Source organism: Nostoc sp. TCL26-01 (assembly GCF_013393945.1).
Classification (GTDB): Bacteria; Cyanobacteriota; Cyanobacteriia; order Cyanobacteriales; family Nostocaceae; genus Trichormus.
Genome location: NZ_CP040297.1, coordinates 710,001 through 729,166 on the forward strand (window position 1 = coordinate 710,001; position 19,166 = coordinate 729,166).

14 protein-coding genes and 1 rRNA gene (1 of these 15 only partly in view) are annotated in these 19,166 nt (G+C 41.4%); 5 read left to right on the plus strand and 10 right to left on the minus strand.

What is annotated here, in order from left to right; genetic code table 11:
* Both FD725_RS02960 and FD725_RS02965 read right to left on the minus strand, forming a co-directional pair.
* Window positions 1-841: ribosomal RNA gene (locus FD725_RS02960) — 16S ribosomal RNA — on the minus strand; it reaches 648 nt to the left of the window's first position.
* A 311-nt stretch (window positions 842-1,152) separates the two neighbouring features.
* Window positions 1,153-1,827, minus strand: a complete 675-nt coding sequence (locus tag FD725_RS02965) for a LuxR C-terminal-related transcriptional regulator (RefSeq protein WP_179046745.1) — start codon at window positions 1,825-1,827, stop codon at window positions 1,153-1,155.
* 103 nt (window positions 1,828-1,930) lie between these two features.
* On the opposite strand from FD725_RS02965, the gene FD725_RS02970 reads away from it, so the two are divergent.
* The gene (locus FD725_RS02970; protein WP_179046746.1) at window positions 1,931-2,587 is read left to right on the plus strand and encodes a DUF3386 domain-containing protein; all 657 of its coding nucleotides are present in this window, start codon (window positions 1,931-1,933) and stop codon (window positions 2,585-2,587) included.
* A 106-nt stretch (window positions 2,588-2,693) separates the two neighbouring features.
* A complete protein-coding gene (locus FD725_RS02975; RefSeq protein ID WP_179046747.1) occupies window positions 2,694-3,215 on the plus strand; it encodes a hypothetical protein in 522 nt (173 codons plus the stop codon).
* A gap of 285 nt (window positions 3,216-3,500) precedes the next feature.
* Here the strand turns inward: FD725_RS02975 and FD725_RS02980 are convergent, their stop codons facing one another.
* Window positions 3,501-4,358, minus strand: coding sequence for an oxidoreductase (locus FD725_RS02980; protein ID WP_179046748.1), 858 nt, complete (start codon window positions 4,356-4,358; stop codon window positions 3,501-3,503).
* A gap of 394 nt (window positions 4,359-4,752) precedes the next feature.
* Entirely contained in the window at window positions 4,753-4,941 is a 189-nt protein-coding gene (locus FD725_RS02985; protein ID WP_179046220.1) for a hypothetical protein, read from the minus strand.
* Between FD725_RS02985 and FD725_RS02990 the strand changes: the two genes are divergently transcribed.
* Complete coding sequence (locus FD725_RS02990; RefSeq protein WP_179046749.1) at window positions 4,891-10,806, plus strand: translocation/assembly module TamB; 5,916 nt, start codon at window positions 4,891-4,893, stop codon at window positions 10,804-10,806. The two genes, FD725_RS02985 and FD725_RS02990, sit on opposite strands and share 51 nt — an antisense overlap.
* A 354-nt stretch (window positions 10,807-11,160) precedes the next feature.
* Here FD725_RS02990 and FD725_RS02995 read toward each other — a convergent pair whose 3' ends face one another.
* Window positions 11,161-11,739, minus strand: a complete 579-nt coding sequence (locus FD725_RS02995) for a thioredoxin family protein (protein ID WP_179046750.1) — start codon at window positions 11,737-11,739, stop codon at window positions 11,161-11,163.
* Window positions 11,740-12,211: 472 nt separating this feature from the next.
* Between FD725_RS02995 and FD725_RS03000 the strand changes: the two genes are divergently transcribed.
* On the plus strand, window positions 12,212-12,616 hold the full coding sequence (locus FD725_RS03000; RefSeq protein ID WP_179046751.1) for an NIL domain-containing protein: 405 nt from the start codon (window positions 12,212-12,214) through the stop codon (window positions 12,614-12,616).
* Here FD725_RS03000 and FD725_RS03005 read toward each other — a convergent pair.
* On the minus strand, window positions 12,613-13,680 hold the full coding sequence (locus FD725_RS03005; RefSeq protein ID WP_179046752.1) for a DUF3616 domain-containing protein: 1,068 nt from the start codon (window positions 13,678-13,680) through the stop codon (window positions 12,613-12,615). The two genes, FD725_RS03000 and FD725_RS03005, sit on opposite strands and share 4 nt — an antisense overlap.
* A gap of 526 nt (window positions 13,681-14,206) precedes the next feature.
* Here FD725_RS03005 and FD725_RS03010 point away from each other — a divergent pair.
* Window positions 14,207-15,175, plus strand: a complete 969-nt coding sequence (locus FD725_RS03010) for a CHAD domain-containing protein (protein WP_179051395.1) — start codon at window positions 14,207-14,209, stop codon at window positions 15,173-15,175.
* Window positions 15,176-15,416: 241 nt separating this feature from the next.
* Here FD725_RS03010 and FD725_RS03015 read toward each other — a convergent pair whose 3' ends face one another.
* The 4 genes from FD725_RS03015 to FD725_RS03030 all read right to left on the minus strand — a co-directional run bounded on the left by FD725_RS03015 (window position 15,417) and on the right by FD725_RS03030 (window position 19,061).
* Entirely contained in the window at window positions 15,417-16,055 is a 639-nt protein-coding gene (locus FD725_RS03015) for a hypothetical protein (protein ID WP_179046753.1), read from the minus strand.
* Between the two features lie 332 nt (window positions 16,056-16,387).
* Window positions 16,388-16,771, minus strand: coding sequence for a hypothetical protein (locus tag FD725_RS03020; RefSeq protein ID WP_179046754.1), 384 nt, complete (start codon window positions 16,769-16,771; stop codon window positions 16,388-16,390).
* The gene (locus FD725_RS03025) at window positions 16,772-17,269 is read right to left on the minus strand and encodes a Rab family GTPase (RefSeq protein ID WP_179046755.1); all 498 of its coding nucleotides are present in this window, start codon (window positions 17,267-17,269) and stop codon (window positions 16,772-16,774) included.
* 22 nt (window positions 17,270-17,291) lie between these two features.
* Window positions 17,292-19,061: an OmpA family protein gene (locus tag FD725_RS03030; RefSeq protein WP_179046756.1), complete on the minus strand. Its 1,770-nt coding sequence runs from the start codon at window positions 19,059-19,061 to the stop codon at window positions 17,292-17,294.
* Window positions 19,062-19,166 lie beyond the last annotated feature (105 nt).

The following is a 19,166-nucleotide window of genomic DNA, read 5'->3' on the forward strand; positions in this document are numbered from 1 at the left end:
GCGTACTCCCCAGGCGGGATACTTAACGCGTTAGCTCCGGCACGGCTCGGGTCGATACAAGCCACGCCTAGTATCCATCGTTTACGGCTAGGACTACTGGGGTATCTAATCCCATTCGCTCCCCTAGCTTTCGTCCCTCAGTGTCAGTGCAGGCCTAGCAGAACGCTTTCGCCACCGGTGTTCTTCCTGATCTCTACGCATTTCACCGCTACACCAGGAATTCCTTCTGCCCCGAACGCACTCTAGCTTTGTAGTTTCCACTGCTTTTATCTAGTTAAGCTAGACTCTTTAACAGCAGACACACAATGCCACCTGCGGACCCTTTACGCCCAATCATTCCGGATAACGCTTGCATCCTCCGTATTACCGCGGCTGCTGGCACGGAGTTAGCCGATGCTTATTCCTCAAGTACCTTCACTTTCTTATTCCTTGAGAAAAGAGGTTTACGACCCAAGAGCCTTCCTCCCTCACGCGGTATTGCTCCGTCAGGCTTTCGCCCATTGCGGAAAATTCCCCACTGCTGCCTCCCGTAGGAGTCTGGGCCGTGTCTCAGTCCCAGTGTGGCTGGTCATCCTCTCAGACCAGCTACTGATCGTCGCCTTGGTGCGCTCTTACCACACCAACTAGCTAATCAGACGCGAGCTCATTTTCAGGCAGCAAGCCTTTCACCTTTCGGCACATCCGGTATTAGCCACCGTTTCCAGTGGTTGTCCCAGACCTGAATGCAGATTCTCACGCGTTACTCACCCGTCCGCCACTAAATCCTAAGATTCCGTTCGACTTGCATGTGTTAAGCATACCGCCAGCGTTCATCCTGAGCCAGGATCAAACTCTCCGTTTTGTTGTGTTTTGAGTTTGTTATCTGAAAAACTTGTTTCCAGATTCCTTGCTATAATTTTTTAAGTTTTTGGGAAACCCCAAAACTAAATCTGTTTGACGAGGATTGGTCACTTCTTAGCTTTCAAAGTATTCTTTTTTCTCGGTTCGGTTGTCTTTGGCTCTTGCCTTGACACTTTATCTAGTATATCGAGTATTTTTAGGTCTGTCAAGGGTTAAATTATTGACTTTTTGAGTTGGACAATTTAATTGAGAGATAAAAAGGCGATAAAGATTATTAGGTAAAGGTTGTAGCTTCTCCAGAAATGGCTATTTTCATCTGTGAAGTAGCAAGTCTTGTAGTCTTGCTACCATCTCAGTTCTTGCTGAAACTCCCAGTTTGCGAAACATTCTTTTGAGGGCTTGCTTGACGGAGTTTTGTGTGATCCAAAGTTTTTCGGCAATTTCCGTGTTGGTTAATCCTTTGGCTACGAGTTCGGCGATTTGTAGTTCGCGTGGTGTTAAGGGATTAGATAATGGAGGTTGAGATGGCTGGGGGTTGCTTTTGAGGGTGGCAAGTTTGGCTGATAGATGAATGCACACGGCGCTGAGATCAGCTAGGTCGTTGGTGTTGAACGGTGGATTACCTTGATCGCGGGCAAAGTTGAGTGTGCCGATTAAACGACCATCACAAATAATTGGCCCAGTCATGACGTGTCCGTGGTCATGGCGTGGGCAAAAGTCTTGCCAGTCTTCTGGGGTTAAGATTAATTGTTCGTGGGTGGGAGCGTGGCGTTCAACTACATAGCGTCCAACAGGGTTACTCTCTAAACATACGGCGGGAATGCTTTGAGTATTTTGATTAGTCTGTAATTGGCTATCTATTAAATAGATGCCCCAACGTTGGACACCAAAATATGCACCAATTTCATCCATGAGCTTTGGTTGTAAGTCTTGCTCATTACGGATGCTGGCGATCGCCTGAAGGACATCATGGAGGGAAGTAGGCATAAGTGTACCCAGTTGGGGTCTATGCGAGACTCAACATTTACTTCTATGCTAATACCAGCAAAACTAAAAAGCGACTATCACTAAATTGCGCTAGGAGAAGCACATGACAGTTACACAACTCTCTGCTCAGGAACTTTTCCGGGCTGCTTATGACAACCGTTATACCTGGGACAAGAATTTTCCTGGGTACTCAGCAGATATTACTTTTAAGCAGGACGATCAGGTTATTACTGGTAAAGTTATCGTCAATGCTGAACTAAAGGCGGAAGTTTTGGGTGTAGAGGATGAATCAGCGAAGAAGGCAATTCATGGACAAGCATGGGAAATAGCTATTCATCGAGTGCGTCGCACCTTTGAAGAAACCCACGGTGCAAACACTTTTCGTTATGGAGCAACTGACGAGAATGGGGCTGTGGAAATTTTGATGGGTGGGAAGGCTGAAGGCGATCGCTATAAAGTCCACAATAATATAGTTACTCTCGTCCACCGTCATATTCATGGCGTTGTCGTGACCATTAATACTTTTGGTGTTCACGAAACTGGAGAAGGTTATCTGTCTCATACTTATGACTCTGTTTATCATGACCCGAAAACAGGGGAACAGAAGGGTGGAGTCAGTAACTTTGTAGATGAGTATGAAAAGGTTGGCAACTATTTCATTCTCAATCGTCGGGAGATTCGTACGGAGCTAGCAGGACAAACTTCTATTCAGGAATTTGTTTTTTCTCATATCGAGTTATTGAAACCTGTTGCTGCTTAAGTTGGATGTTTAAGCTATTGGTATAGATACTCAGATAAACAGGGACACAAAATTACTGTGTTCCTTTTTTAGTGTTGGTTCGCTGATTACTCACGCTTTAATCATCATGAACACTAACCTTTACTTATTTGGCGAAAATCTCTTATTTTTCTTAATAGCTACAGCTTTTTTTGGCGCTACTGGTTGGGTGTGGAGAAATGCTAAACCTTATAGTTTGCCAGAACCTCTACCTGGATGGTTTAAAATCTGGTTTGGTACAGTGCAATTATTGGGTGGATTAGTGCCATTGTTGGTCATGCTTTTGTGGGGTGTAATTTGGGGTCACACTTCTGTCTTGACTGTTTTTATTTGGTACTTTGTGATCTTGGCATTGCAAATCCTCTCCGAGAGTTTAACTCTGAGATGGTTTCATCATGTAGTGTGGGTGATGGTTCCTTACCTTTATGTACCTTATCGCCTTTGGCAATTGTATGAGGGGTTGACAATTTTAGATTCAACTAGTGATTTAAGCTGGATACGTCATTTGTTGATTTTAGAGATTATTTTATGGGCTGGTAACTATGCTCTAGATTTATCACAACTACCAAGATTGTTACGTTGGGAAGTCAAAGAAACCAATTTACTTTAATATTGATTAATCATTCAAGAATGTATATGCCGATTATGGCAGTTGCCAGATAGATGAGGGCATCTAGGAATCATATTTGATTTTTGAAAAAAGTCAGTACACCTCTAATTTCCTTTTTTTCTGTCACCTGTTACCTGTTGCCTGTTACCTACCTAAACAAGTCTGTTCAGTAATCAAATCGGATTCTTATATTGTTCTTATTCTTTTGTCAATGGTCAATAATCCAAGCTCAAAAAACTATTGACCATTGCTAACAAAATCTCACTCACAAAGCGATAGAGATTTTTACCCGCCAATTGGTGTCACTACCACATCTGCAAAGGCAGTATTAATCCCAATTTCTCGCCAGTGTTCAAATTCCTGGCGTTCTGCCGCCCGCTTTTGCTCCCATAGGGCATAAGCATCTGCACCGAGCATCAAACGCAGAGGCGGGTTTTCCGATTCAACTGCTTGAATGATTACCAGTGCAGCTTTTTTCGGGTCACCTGGCTGTTTCCAGTTATTGCCGTAGAGATATTCTTTAATCGGTTCAATCACTGGTTTGTAATCATCAATTTCCGTGTCTGATTGCATATTGGCATCTCCGGCAAAGTTTGTGCGAAAAGCGCCTGGCTCGACAATCGTTACATTAATGCCCAGTGGTTTGACTTCATGTTGCAAACCCTCAGCAAAACCCTCAACGGCAAATTTCGTAGCACAATAAAGTGCGAATCCACCCATAGAAACCAAGCCACCAATTGAGGTTACATTCAAAATGTGACCTGATTTTTGTTGGCGCATGATGGGCAAAACTTCTCGCGTCATTTCCATAACGCCGAAGCAGTTAACTTCAAACTGTTTTCTGATTTGCTCAGATGAAAATCCTTCCACAGAACCTAGAGAACCTTGTCCAGCATTGTTGACTAGAACATCAATGCGTCCGAAGCGTTCAATAGCGGTTTTGACAGCCGCAGTTCGCTCCTCGGCATTTGTGACATCTAGCCGTACAGCAATAGCGTTTTCCTGATTTGCTTGTACCAATTCTGCGACTTGTTCGGGTTTCCGTGCTGTTAGCACCACCTTGTCACCACGCTCTAAAACCGCTTCTGCTAGAGCGCGACCAAATCCAGTTGATGTCCCGGTGATTAAATAAACTTTGCTCATACAACTTCAAAGTGTTATTGACTTCACTTTAATTCAGATTTGCCTGACAATATCAGTGTCTTAAGTAAAAGGAGGTATTGGACATTTTGGTCATAAAACTTTGATTTTAAGATGTAAGTCTGGAGAAATCGAAGGAGAATGATTATTCATCACTTTAGATAGTCGGCACTCAGTATACAGGTGATCGCCACGCTACGGCTCTAAGCGCAGCCATGCCCGTTCGCGTAGCGTCTCCTTGAGGAGAAGGGCTTTACAGCAATTTTCACGTTTGACTAATGCCCAATCTCGAAATAATTCGCATAGCAAAATAACCAATTGATTTGTATCCTGGTATTGGCATGGTATAGCAGTTACCAGGTAGATAAGGACAAAACCCAATCATCAAACAGAGAGACTAAAAGACTTTCCAGCCTGTTACACCAGTTTGATCAACAGTCCCCTGTCCTCTGTTGCCTGTTACCTTGTTATAAGTACAGATGCCAGACAGTGCTAGTAGTGTTCCCACCACATCCAGCAAATAAAAGAAAGTCAAATGATTAATTCCCCCAATCGAAATCATCGCCCCCAAAACTCCCGCAGGCATCTGTGGTTTCTGATTTTGAGTCGTGGTGGTATGGCTTTAGGCGGTCTTTTGCTTGTGGGTGTGATTGTCGGTATTTGGCGGTTACAGACGTTTGTAGAGAAAGAGTTAACACCCCTAGCCGAGAAAAGTCTGACCACAACACTCAACCGTCCGGTAAAACTGGGAAAGGTGACAAATTTTTCGTTGACGGGAGTGCAGTTTGCTGCATCATCTATTCCGGCAACAGCAACAGACCCAGATCAGGCAGCAGTTGATAGTGTAGAAGTAGGGTTTAACCCATTTCTATTAATTTTTAATCGCCAATTAAAGCTGGATGTAACGTTAGTAAATCCTGACATCTACATCGAACAGGATAACCAAGGTCGTTGGATTACGACGACAATAGCACCACCCGGTAAAGCTGGCGCGATTAAAACGGATTTGGACAAGATTCACTTCCGTAGTGGCAAGTTGGCATTGCTACCCCAGATGAGAAATGAGGTAGTAGAGGGAGATAATCAACGCCCTGCTAGTAAACCTACCCTACCACCGATATCATTTTCGCAACTCAACGGCTCTGCACAACTTTTAGAAAACAATAAACTGATTAAGTTGTCAGTGGGTGGTAAAGCCGATAGTGGTGGCGATATTGCGATTCAGGGAGATGTGCGTCCGCAAACTCAGGCTGGTAACGTCACCCTGGCTGCTAATTTGCAATTAAAGGCCAAGGAATTACTGGGGGCTGATGTGACTCGGATAGTCAAGTTACCGCTAATTTTACAGGCAGGTAGAGTTAATGGTGATTTGCGAGTCCAGTTAGCACCAGAGCAGAAGCCGCTTTTGTATGGTAATGCTGATTTAGACAAGGTAACGATTCAGATTCCGCGCGCACCACAAACCTTTAGAAATACCCAAGGTAATGTTTACTTCCAGGGGACGGAAGTGAAGTTAGAAAATGTTGTGACTAGTTACGGTTTAATTCCCCTAGTCGCTCAAGGAATTATTGACACCCAAACAGGCTATAAGTTGACAGCGCGGATTAATGGCGTAAGTGTTGCCAATGCTCAAAAAACACTGAAGTTAAAATTACCTGTGCCTGTAGTGGGGCAAATCAAAGGTAACTTACAAGTAGTTGGGGCCACTACTAAGCCAATTCTGGCAGGGACAATTACGACAGTTAAAACTACCAGGGTTGACAAAATTGACTTTCAAAGTGTTAGTAGCCAGTTTACCTATTCTCTGAGCGATGCTTTAGTTACTCTCATCGATACTCAAGGTAAAACTACATTAGGTGGAGAGATTCAAGGCGGTGGAACGATTTTACTGGGGAAAAATCCCCAACTGAATTTAAACTTTGCTGCTAACAATGTTCCTGGGGATGCGATCGCTCAACTCTACAATACAAATAATACTTTCCCTATTGGTAATGTTGCTGCTACTGCTCAAGTGACTGGCGCACCAACAAATGTACGCACTTTGGTGAGATTTCAGGCTCCAGGAGCAATCTATCCCACAACTGGTGACGTTATCATCAGTGCTAATCGTAACCTGACGTTCCGTAATATAGTTGCCAGAGTTGCTGGTGGTACTGTACAGGCATACGGTAGTTTTGCTAATCGAAGTTGGCAAGCTGTGGCTGTGGCAAATGGGGTAAATGTTGAGCCATTTGTCAACAAAAATCAATTGCAAAATGTCTCTCTCAAAGAAGCAGAATTTAACGGTCGGTTAATTGTCACTGGTACTGCTGCACCTTTTAAAATTGCCACCATTCGCTCAGAAGGTGCAGGGGTAAATATTGGTGGTGGTACAGTTGCTGTCTCAAATATTCAACTCCAAGACCAAACCTTTGCTGCCCGATTGGTAGCAAGTAATGTCCGATTGGCACGTATTCTCAACAATGCACCTCCAGCTTTAGCTAATCCTTTGGCGGGAACATTCCAAATAGCAGGTAACAAAGAAAACTTTAGTATCAAGACTCTCCAGGGAACTGGTGATGCCCGTCTGAGTGTGGGTGGGGGTACGGTGAGTGTCTCGAATATTCAATTGGCTAATGGTGTTTACAAAGCCCAAGTACAAGCGAATAATGTACCTGTACAACGCCTAGCGTCTGTCCCACCCCGATTCCAAGGTAACTTGACTGGTCAGTTTAACGTTGCTGGTTCGGCTGAATCTTTCCGTCCTCAAACTATCCAAGCGAGTGGTCAAGCACGGTTGAATGTGGGTAATGGTGTAATTACTGCTGCGAATATTCAATTAGCTAATGGTCGCTATCAGGCACAAGTGCAAGCGAATAATGTACCCGTGCAACGCCTAGCGTCTGTCCCACCCCAATTACAAGGAGCTTTGACTGGTCAATTAAATGTTGCTGGCGCAGTAGAAAATTCTTTTAGTCTGCAAACTGTCCAAGCCAACGGTCAAGGACGGTTAAATGTGGGTAATGGTGTAATTACTGCTGCCAATATTCAAGTGGCTAACGGTCGCTATCAAGCGCAAGTGCAAGCAAATAATGTGCCTGTGCAACGCCTAGCATCTGTCCCACCCCAATTACAAGGGGCTTTGACTGGTCAATTAAACGTTGCTGGTTCTCTGAATTCCTTTAGTCCCCAAACCATCCAAGCCAATGGCCAAGGGCGGTTAAATTTGCCGGGAGGGGGTGCAATTACCGCCGCCAATCTGCGAGTAGCAAATGGTCGCTATCAGACGGTGGTGACGGCTGCGGGTGTGGAGTTAAACCGATTTAATCAGCGATTGCGGGGGCAATTTGCTGGACAGTTACAAGTAGCAGGTAACTTGGGTTCAGCTAGATTAGCAGATGTACAGGGGACAGGTCAGGTACAATTATCACAGGGGATTCCTGGTATAGAGCGTCCCTTAAATGCAGCGATCGCCTGGAATGGTGAAAGGTTGACGATTCAGCAAGCCACAGCCCCTGGTTTAAGTATCAATGGTGACATCTTAGCCAATGCCAACAGACCTGGTATCCCAGAAATTACAGCTTTAAATCTCAACATCCAAGCCCAAGATTTCAACCTGCAACAGTTACCAGTGAATCTGCCCAATCAGGTGGCTGTAGCAGGTAGGGTAGATTTTAATGGCAAGGTGACTGGTAGATTACCCTTACCCAATGTCAATGGGCAAATTAGCTTAAAAGATTTGGTTGTCCAAGACATTGCATTTGAGCCATTATTAACAGGTAATATTCAATCAGCTACAGGACAGGGATTAAATCTCAATCTGGCAGGTAATAGAGATAGAATTGCCTTGAACTTAGATGGGAATAATCGCCCTCGCTCCTTCCTGGTACAGTGGCAAGAAGCCTTAGCATCAGGACAAGTGAGAGGAGATGATTGGGCTGTGAACGTTGCCAACTTCCCTTTAAAAATTTTCAACTTATCCCCACCACCCAGCTTGCGTTTGGGTAGTGGCCCGGTAGCTGGGTTACTCAGTGGCAATGTCCAGTTTAACCAGCGTACCTTGGCGACAAATGGAAATTTAGCGATCGCTACGCCTGCGATCGGCCGAATTAAAGGCGATAATCTGACAGCCCAGTTTCGTTACAACAACGGTACAGCCACCCTCACCAGTAGCGAATTTGTCAAAGGTCAAAGTCGTTACGCCCTAGCTGGGACTTTTGGCTTAACGCCCCAAGGGCCAAAAATTCAAGGGAAACTCAACGTCAGCCAAGGTAATATCCAGGACGTACTAGCCTTAGCGCAAATTTTCGACTTACAAGATTTTCAACGCGATACCTCAGCACCAAATGGCAGTGCGGCCGATCTCAATACCTATGCCCAAGGATTACCAAATCAGTCTTTACTCGACCAAATCAAACGCTTTTACGAAATTGATACCCTTGTAGCTGAACAACAACAACAGCGTAATTCTTCTCCTGTCCCTAACCTAGCCGATTTACAAGGTACTTTTAACGGCGAAGTGGCTTTAGACACTGCCACTGCCAAGGGTTTATCAGTACAGTTCAATTTAAATGGGCAAAACTTTGTCTGGGGTAAAGAATCAGAACCTAATCGTTTCTATCGAGCCGATAAAATTATTGCTGAAGGCAGTTTTGAGGATGGGGTTTTACAATTGCGACCTGTGCGGATTGAGTCGCAAAATAGTCTTCTAGCTTTTACTGGTAATGTTGGAGGTGATGATCAATCTGGTCAGTTAAGAGTCAATAATTTTCCCATCCAAGTACTGAATAATTTTGTCAACCTTCCCATCGGAGTTACAGGAAACCTCAGTGGTACAGCAGCTTTGGCAGGTAGTATTGCCAATCCCCAAGCCAAAGGAGAATTGCAAATCACTGATGGTACACTCAACCAAAAGCCCATTCAATCAGCCATAGCCAGTTTCAGTTATGGTAATGGTCGCTTAAACTTCGGTAGTACTGTCGCCGTTACTGGGCCGCAACCTGTAAGTATTGCTGGGAGTATTCCTTACAAGTTGCCTTTTGCTTCGACAGCTCCCGACAGTGAGCAAATTAGTCTGGATGTGAAGGTGCAGAATGAAGGATTAGCATTACTGAACTTATTCACTAACCAAGTTGCCTTTGAAAGTGGTACAGGTGAAGTAGACCTAACCGTCCGGGGAACCAGACAACAACCCAGAGTCAATGGCATTGCTACCGTCCAAAATGCTACTTTTTCTGCCCAAGCTTTACCAGAAAAAATTAACAGTGTCACAGGTAGAATCCAGTTCGATTTTGACCGGATCTTAGTAGAAAGTTTGCAAGGAAAATTTAGTCGCGGACAAGTGCAAGCATCAGGAGAAATTCCCATCTTCAACAACGATAACATCAGCATTAACAATCCTCTAGCTGTGAACCTCGATCAACTAGCATTGAATTTCAAGGGATTGTATCAAGGTGGCGTGAGTGGAAATATTCAAATTACTGGTTCTGCCCTAAATCCCAATATTGGGGGGAAAATCAATTTGTATGATGGTCAGGTATTACTAGCAGAATCTCCCAACACTGAGCAAAATCTTAATAATAATGCAGGGCTATCACTCACAAAAGCTAGCAAACAAAATAAACAAGATGCTGGTAATAATAATGCTAAATTTAATAATCTAGAACTGGAACTAGGTAAAAACGTACAAGTTACTCGTCCACCTATTCTCAGTTTTCTGGCTACTGGTAATCTCACAGTCAGTGGAACTTTTGCCGACCCCATACCTGTGGGAACTATCCGTTTAAGAAAGGGTGGTGTGAATTTATTTACAACTCAGTTTAACCTAGCTCGTGGTTATGAACATACTGCTACCTTTAGAGCTAATCAACCCCGTGATCCTGATTTAGATATTCAACTATTTGCTAAAGTTGTAGAGATAGTACAAAGTAGTGATTTAAGTCGGATCAATTCTACAGGATTAGGTGCATTAGAAACTGTGCGTGTGGAAGCTAATGTCAAAGGCCCTGCTAGTAGACTTAATGAAAGTTTGGAATTACGTAGCAGTCCAGCACGTAGCGAGACAGAAATAGTTGCTTTACTTGGTGGTGGCTTTGTCGATACCCAAGGACGTGGTGATAGTACATTAGGTTTAATTAACATCGCCGGTTCAGCTGTATTTAATAACTTTCAATCTGCATTTAACCAAATTGGTAATGCTTTTGGTTTGAGTGAATTTAGAATATTTCCCACAGTGATTTCTGATAATCCTGAAGCTGGTAGTAGTAGAGGTAGTTCTAGTATAGAATTAGCGGCTGAAGCTGGTGTTGATATTTCGACTAAACTATCTGTTTCTAGTATCAAAATTCTCACAGCTAATGACCCCTTCCAATGGGGGATTAATTATCGGATCAATGATAAATTCCGTGTCCGCGCTTCCACCAATTTAGACGATGACAGTCGGGCAGTTATTGAATATCAAACCCGATTTTAACTTTAGGGCTTACGCACTCAACCAATAAACCCTTCTGAGGGTGGCATAGTAAACAGTGAACGTTTATTAACTGGTAACTGATAACTGTTAACTGGTAACTGATACCAATTTGAATAAAGAATGCGACAGATACACATCCCCAAAACATTGTCCTGTCTGGATTCTTAATTTTGCGGAAAGTTGCGTGCGGAGAGAACTTGCGTGCGGAGAGAACTTGCGTGCGGGGGTTTCCCCCGTTGAGCAAAGTTCGGGGGGTTTCCCCCGCCCGGCAAACTTTCCAAGACGAATTTTGAATTTTGAATTGGTATTAGGTGGGTTTTGTTTGTGTAGCTGCGACTTCTAGCCGCCAAGGTACTAATTCACAACTTGACTACCATGACTACGAGGATCATCTTGAATGCTAGTAGATGTAACTGGAGCAGAAAATTTAGAAACTTGCCCACTAGCTTGAGCATAAGGTAATGCGGAACCAGTCATCAAAGCCTGTAAATTACTAGCCATAACTGTATGAGGTTGATCACCGATCGCCTGAGCTAATGCTTCTCCTTTTTGATTTAAAAATACAAAATGAGGAATACCATCTACCCGATATTTCAGCATTTCCGGCAACCATTTAGTATTATCCACGTTTAGCATGACAAAATTCACATTTTGTGAATACTCTTTTTCTAGTTCCGCAATATCTGGAGCCATTTTTTGGCAAACAGTACACCAGTTGGCATAAAACTCAACAATTGACGGCTTACCATTACTCACAGCCACGTCTAGAGGTGTAGAAGTTTGATTTAACTCATCTAAAGAAACAGATGCTGTCTCACTCCGTAGCCCTAAGAATAAAGCAACGCTAAGAGCGATCGCCACTAGCACGATTAACAAGTTCCGCAACCGCGTCCCAAAACTAGTTTCTGGCTTGATAGGTGAATTTGTCGTCATAACAAACTTTATTAAAACTTATTAAGTAATCTCATATTTAGTTTAACTTGATTATGAGTGCTGAGTGATGAGTTAAAGAGTGAGGGAGTGAGGGAGTGCTGAGTGCTGTTAGCGGTAGCGGGGCGTTTAGCCCGTGCTGAGTAATGAGTGAGGGAGTGTAACAACTGACTAATGACTAATGACTAATGACTATTGACTATTGACTATTGACTATTGACTAATGCTTTATACCAATTCACAAAAATCCTAATACATATAGCTTACTCGTTGGGTATTGTCCGCCCACCGTTAAAACGGTGGTCTCATAGCTTAAGTCCATTAAAATGGACTCTGATATTCAGTCCTCTTGAGAGGACTTTAGCTATGAGACAGGGATTTACAATCCCTGACGGACTGACGGACTCACGTATTTGTATCATTATTAAAGTGAAATGGTATTACGCTAAAACAAAGAAAACACTCTGCTAAATCTGTGAAAAAACGAGTTACCCTGACCTTTCCTAAACGTGCTATTCAAATGCCGGTGACGTATGTGCTGGCAAAGGAGTTTAATGTGGCTGCTAATATTATCCGCGCTCAGGTTGCTCCGAATCAAATCGGCAAACTGGTAGTGGAACTATCGGGAGATATTGATCAGTTAGATGCAGCTATTGAGTGGATGCGATCGCGTCATATTAATGTCTCTTTGACATTAGGAGAAATTGCCATTGATGAGGATGTGTGCGTTCATTGTGGTTTGTGTACTGGGGTTTGTCCTACAGAAGCCTTGACTCTCAACCCAGAGACATATAAACTTACGTTTACGCGATCGCGCTGCATTGTTTGTGAACAGTGTATTCCTACCTGTCCGGTACAAGCAATTTCCACCAATCTTTAACTCAACTGGAAGACATCTGCTAACACGCCACCATCACCGATGAGGCGATGCTGGGCAGGAGAGTCATATACTATCAATACCGATGGTACTCCAGATACATTTTGAAAGAATGTCATGCCTTCTGCATGATCACAGCGATCGCCATAAGGCAGAGACTCAAGTAAATCTGGATAATTGAGAGTATTTTCTCTTAAATTCACAGCATTTTTCAACCGATAAACTTGTACCGGCCCATCTAAATCCATTGTTGGCCCAGCTAAAATTAATAAATCTTCACCAGTCAAACATAAATCTCGAATTCCCAGCCCATTCAACCAAATAAAATGCTTTTTATAGCTTTTTTTGTCTTCAGTGATTTTGCGTAGTTTTAGAAACCCTGGCTGGGAATTCTCTAACTCAATTTCTAAAATAATTGCCCAACCGCGCAACACAGGGCCACGCAAACCAATAAAAATCCGGTTTTTATCAATAGCTAACCCTTCAATATCAAAACCGTTATCTTTTCCCGGAATTGCTGCTTTCACAAAAAAGCCTAAATGAGCATCATCAGCTAAAGCCGACATAAGCAGATTACCTTGCTTGGTTAGCTCTAACTTAGCAGCAGTTAACTGCTTACTTGAGTTTTGGGGATGGGGACAAGACTTAAATAATTGCCCATCAACTAGAGGAATCCTACCTAAAATGTAGCGGTTGGCTTCTGATTCAACTTTAGCTAATCGAGAAATATTTTTTTTATCTGTATTGTCTGGCTGGGTATTTTTGCGCTTGTAACTATGCGAACCAATTAACCATAAGTAATAATCACTATAAGTTAATCCTTCAATATCAATTTCTTCTGTTTCTGGTGCTGGTAAATCAATAAATTCAGCTACGCGAAATTGTTGATGTTCGTTAAATTTATCACCATCAACTACAGACAAACGCTCGATTGTAGAAGTTTCATCTGAACCCAACCACAAATGCTTTTCGGGAGTTATTAGTACTGCTGATAGGTCTTCTCTATGTGTTTGAAAACTATCAGCAAATATTAAAGTCACTTGCTGTATCAAATTTGCGTTCACCATTTTATTTATTTTCTAAGGTTAAAAACGGTTAATTTTGATATTTTACTGTGTGATTTAATACTCAGCAACAAAAAGACTTAAATCTTTTACCTGTCTATAACTTGGGCAATTGACAAACTAAATTAAAGTTAGGGTTGTTACCTGCACTTCTCACAAAACGGTAGGGGCGGGTTCACAAAGGAAGCTTCAATCATTCACGAATATCTCGTTAATTCGCCCCTACAGCCTCTGGATTTCGGTTTGATAAATTTCGTGAGAAATTCGGGGTTAACATCACAGTCAATGGAAGTCCGTCGGGTGGGCAGTTTTTCGACTTCTAGCCAGATCACGCAGTATACAGGCTGGCGTTCACATATCATTTAGACTGTGGACTGTTGACTGCCTCAATCAACACACATAATAATACCTACTAAGAAAGAATTATTTTAAAAATAGATATCAAAGGATAGATATAGATTTTTCACTAATGCTATGATTTGCTATTATTCAATAATCTGTTTAAGCAAGTAAGTAATTACTATCAATGATGAAATTAGCTACGGAACCCACAGTAAAAACTCTAGGGAACTATGCTTACGAAGCCATTCAAAAACACTTGAAGAAAAGCTTGAAGTGGGAAAAAGCTGTGAAGAAAGATGAAGATCCAGAAGCATTACACCAAATGCGAGTGGGAATGCGTCGTCTACGTACAGCAATTAGTCGATTTGACCTAGCCATTAATTTATCTAAATCAGCCAGTGATAAAAATATTGGTAAAATAGCTCGTCGTCTGGGTAATCTTCGGGATTTAGATGTACTCAAACAAACTTTAGAAAACATTTATCAGTCAAATTTACCTGACAAGGAACAAAAAACTCTACAAAAAGCTTTCGATGCGTTAGCGAAACAACGAGAAGATGCTTTAGAAAAAACGATAGAAACCTTGAAGGATGAATCTTATAAGTCTTTAAAACAAACTCTAGAAGAGTGGTTAGAAAAACCCAGTTATCAACCTTTAGCATCGCTACCTATTGAGCAAGTACTACCAGATTTACTATTGCCAGAAATAAGCAGTTTTTTGCTGCATCCTGGATGGCTAATAGGAACTCATATTGTAGATTCGGAAGTGAAAATTCGCACTGATTGGCAAGCTGAAAAGATAGAACAACAACTGACAACTAAAGGCGAAACTGTTCATAGTTTGCGGAAACAAGCCAAGCGTGTGCGTTACCAAATGGAGTTATTTGCTGACTTGTATGGTGAAGCTTACACAACTTACATAGCAGAAGTAAAAAGCATTCAAGATATTTTGGGTAACATTCAAGACAGTGTAGTTATGGGTGAGTGGCTTGTAGATGTTTTTAAGTCAGAGATTCACACTCAACTACCCACACTTGCTAATTTATTAGCAGCGAATCGTCGCCAGTGGTGGCAAGAATGGCAACCACTACAAGAAAAGTATTTACAGGCGCAAAACAAGCATGACTTCCATTTAACCATACTCCAGCCTCTTTAGAAGTGCTGAGTGCTGATACCAATTCAAAATTCAAAATGACGCGACGCTCCTGCGTCGCTAACGCTGCGCTATCGCGGACTCGCTCTAAGCGTTCGCGTAGCGTCTCGTAGAGAAGCTATGTCGTTCGCGTTAGCGTCTCTGAAAGAGAAGGCTTTACGCTGCGCTAACAAAATTCAAAATGAAGAAATAATGACTTTTGCCTCTGACCAATGACCAATGACCAATGACCAATGACTATTGACTAAAGTGAAGACAATGTAATAGCAGCCTCTAGCGATAGAACGTAAACACTACTTTGGGGAATCTGCACAACACGAGTGTTTTCTGGGGAACGTAAACCTGTAAGTAAACCTACAGCACTACCTAACATTGCGCCTCTATCAAATTGGTCTGGATCACCGTTACTTAAAAAACCCAAGGTACTACCACCAATCCTACCCCAGATTGAACCATTTTCTACAGCTTTATCATTAGCTCGTTTGTGAGTAATGGTAGTACCAGGGATTGTTTGACTAGATGCTTTAATTGCAACGATGCGTCCATTAATGACTAAAGACTGGGCAACAATTTTTGCACCACCATCAGTGGGTTTCAGCACAATCGTGACAGGGGTATTTTCAGCAGCTATGGTATTACCACGGGTATCTTTAATGGCACTAGCTAGAGGAACTGTCAGAGGATATTCCTTTTTTTGCCCAACATCAATAGTGATGGGTGCAGGAAATGAAACAACAATCGCTGTGTCTTGAGGAATGCTGATGCTTTGAGGAGCAATTTGGGGTTGAGGTTGAGTAGGAACTGGTTGAGCAATTGCTGGTAAGGTGAACGAACTAAGAAACGAAAGAGAACAAGCAACGCTGAGTAATGTTGAGGTTTTCATGATTTGGTTCTCTGTTGATGTGAGTTGTTGGTGTTGGGTTTGCTTCCCTTCACTCAATCAATAGGTAGGTAATTTTGGGTTTATGCAGCCTGTGTTGAGAATATCTCAGGTTTGATTTAGTAGTGAGTCACAATCACTTCTGGTATTTGCCCTGGTAACAGATTTTATTCAAATAAATAAAACGACTCGCTTTTTGTACATCGCTCCAGTTGCTATACTCTAACTCGCGATCAACAACGCATTGTCTCCCCAACCTACAATTTTTTGGCAACATTTTAGCCTTGCCACACCATTACACTTACTGTGATTTTTTCAAAAATCAAATAGGATTCCTATAGTCTTTCTTTTAATAGGCTACAATCGTTGACTTTTTGTTGAATTTGGGAAATATATTTTTCATCCCAGGTACTACCCAAAAATAATACCCAATCTCCTTCTTCTGAAGGAAAGATATGAATGTCTGTGGAAATTCCATAATTAGTTTTAATATGTGGTAAATATACAGGAATATCATCTAGTGGTAATAATCCTTCTAAAAAAAATACTTGCTGACTAATATTTTCACCTTGACGGAGATTTGTAACTCCATATTTAGCTAAGTTGCCTCCCCATACAGACAAACTGCCATCTTTTTTGACTAATAAATAAGCAAGTGAATGTTCTTGGAAGATAAAATTCAATAGATAATTAATCACTGGATTGGGGATATTTACCATTTACTGCTCCATGATTTTGTTAGCCAAAGTCTGAAAAACTTCTTCCACACCTAATCCGGTTTTAGCACTAGTTTTAATTACATTCCAACCTTTTTGGACTAAAGCGTTGATTTCTGGTGATTCTATTTCCCATTCGTCAGTTATATCCCATTTATTCAGCACTAAAATAAACGGAATTTGACCAAGTGCAGATTCTACTGTATTTTGTAAATTAAATGCTTTTTCTAGCGTATTCTTGCGAGTTCCATCAACCACTAATAAATAGCCAGATGAACCGCGCAGGTATGACATTTGTAATTTTTGTAATTCGTCTTCGCCGTAGATATCCCAAATTATGAGGTTAATTTGATTTTCTTGAACATTGACAATTTTTTTATCAATTTTGACTCCTACAGTAGTTTGGTATTTCTCAGAAAAAATACTATAGACAAATCTGGCAATTAAACTAGTTTTACCTGTGGCAAATGCACCTACCATACAAATTTTTTTTTGAATCATGACTTTCAATAATTAGTTAATTTTATTGATTGGATTTAGTAATTATCTTGAAAGAAACTCTACGGTTAATTTTTTCAGCTTCTATTGTTAATTCTGGTTGTAAAGGTTGGTGAGAACTGACACCTAATACTTGTAATTGGCTTTTGTTGATACCTTGAGTAGACAGATAAGTAAAAATCTGATTAGCTCGTGCTTGACTCAGTTGAGAATTTCTAGATTCTGTACCTGTTGTATTCGTATGTCCAATAATTTGAATGCTGACATCTTTGTCTAGATATTTAGCAGTAACTAAAAGTTTTTTGATAAGTGGGGTTATTTTACTTAATTTCTGCAATTCACTAGGAAAAAATTGGGGAGATCCTTCAGAAAATAATATGACTTGCTGCTCGATTTGCTGTTTATAGGAAGCAAAATCTGCTAGTTCGGTTTCTACAAGATTTTTGTCTTTAAACTGTGTGATTCCTGGGATAAAGCTCCACAATTTACGTGTGGCTAAAATCCATTGACGAGGTGCAGAACCATTAGCAGTCAGAATTCCTTGATGATCAATTTTGAGTGATACAGTTGGTGGAGGCTGGAGTAATTGATTAGCTCGTTTAATTATCAATTGTGGTTCTAAAGATAAGTATGGTTGCCAATCACTAACAATGGCTTGGCGATTAAGTTTAGTTTGTTGCAAGATAGTATGAGGATCTACTGCTAAGGGATCGCGTAGTCCAGAAATGAAGTATTTACCAAAGTGTTGTTTAGTCTCCGTGACAACAATACCTGGTTGGGAATTGAGTTGTTGTATATAATTACCCCAACGGAGTTGTTCTCTAATAGTAAAAAAACTCCAAATACCACAGGCGATCGCTACTATACTTAAAAAAGTCCAAGCATATTTATAACTCTTCTGTGATGCAGATTTATATTGACTTACCAAACAAGATTCTAAATAAGGCTGACATCCCGTAACTATTTCTGCATCACCGTCAAAGTCTTTAATTTCTCTACTAAACTTGAGATGAATTTTTTCAATTGTTGTTTGCAGGATTAATCTTAAATCTTGAGGGGGATTTCCACTAATAGTAACGGCTAATAATGCTTGAGGCCCTTGTGCAATCCAGATTCTCAATTCTCCCAAGCGTAAACTCTGCAATTGATCTGCTGGTGGTACACTGAAAGAGTCTCTAATAAAATCTTGAATGGCTGTTAACATAGCAGCAACTAAGTCGGGATTTTGACTAGTTACCTGACTAGCTGTCAGATGTTGTAACAACAATCCTGTATGCTTATGTATTAAGAATACTTGTTCTACTCGATAGACTAATGTCCTCAGCAAGACGATTTCTGCAAATGATTTGCCTGTACGTTTAGCTTCTAATCGCCATTGCCAGCTTGCTGGAGAAAAGCTGTATTCTAGAGTTTGATTTAATGATTGCATCATTTCATCTAGAAGTCTAGCGATCGCTTTGCGAGACGCAGGCACAATAACTGGATAAAATGCCTCTGAAAGGATATTTTCGTCTTGCTGAACAGAAGCTTGAATTGCTTCCTCCACTGTAGAAACCATTGCTGTAATTAACTGTTTATCTTGCTGGTATCTTAAAGTTACGGCTTCTGGTAGTAGACGACTAATATCTTCTGGGCGGATTTGAGGATTCTCTAATAACTCATAAAGTTGCTGCAATTTTGCTGGCTCAATTCCTAATAACAAACTCCGCAGTCTATCTAATTCGTCATCAACTTTAGCGTTTTTATTAATTAGAGGGTATATTTTACTGCTTGGCTCTCTTGAATTATTATTCATAAATACTCTCCCCCAATACACAATTTATATTGAGATAGTCTGTTTTTTTATGGTTGGTTAGGTGAATTTTCTCAGCCTAAAAAACTGAGATAGTTGCTTGTAATA

Coding starts and splice junctions, on each gene's coding strand:
- FD725_RS03015 (WP_179046753.1), bottom strand. CDS start 16,055: ATGAAAACCTCAACATTACTCAGCGTTGCTTGTTCTCTTTCGTTTCTT.
- FD725_RS03020 (WP_179046754.1), bottom strand. CDS start 16,771: ATGGTAAATATCCCCAATCCAGTGATTAATTATCTATTGAATTTTATC.
- FD725_RS03010 (WP_179051395.1), top strand. CDS start 14,207: ATGAAATTAGCTACGGAACCCACAGTAAAAACTCTAGGGAACTATGCT.
- FD725_RS02985 (WP_179046220.1), bottom strand. CDS start 4,941: ATGCCTGCGGGAGTTTTGGGGGCGATGATTTCGATTGGGGGAATTAAT.
- FD725_RS02965 (WP_179046745.1), bottom strand. CDS start 1,827: ATGCCTACTTCCCTCCATGATGTCCTTCAGGCGATCGCCAGCATCCGT.
- FD725_RS02995 (WP_179046750.1), bottom strand. CDS start 11,739: ATGACGACAAATTCACCTATCAAGCCAGAAACTAGTTTTGGGACGCGG.
- FD725_RS02980 (WP_179046748.1), bottom strand. CDS start 4,358: ATGAGCAAAGTTTATTTAATCACCGGGACATCAACTGGATTTGGTCGC.
- FD725_RS03025 (WP_179046755.1), bottom strand. CDS start 17,269: ATGATTCAAAAAAAAATTTGTATGGTAGGTGCATTTGCCACAGGTAAA.
- FD725_RS02990 (WP_179046749.1), top strand. CDS start 4,891: ATGATTAATTCCCCCAATCGAAATCATCGCCCCCAAAACTCCCGCAGG.
- FD725_RS03005 (WP_179046752.1), bottom strand. CDS start 13,680: ATGGTGAACGCAAATTTGATACAGCAAGTGACTTTAATATTTGCTGAT.
- FD725_RS02975 (WP_179046747.1), top strand. CDS start 2,694: ATGAACACTAACCTTTACTTATTTGGCGAAAATCTCTTATTTTTCTTA.
- FD725_RS02970 (WP_179046746.1), top strand. CDS start 1,931: ATGACAGTTACACAACTCTCTGCTCAGGAACTTTTCCGGGCTGCTTAT.
- FD725_RS03030 (WP_179046756.1), bottom strand. CDS start 19,061: ATGAATAATAATTCAAGAGAGCCAAGCAGTAAAATATACCCTCTAATT.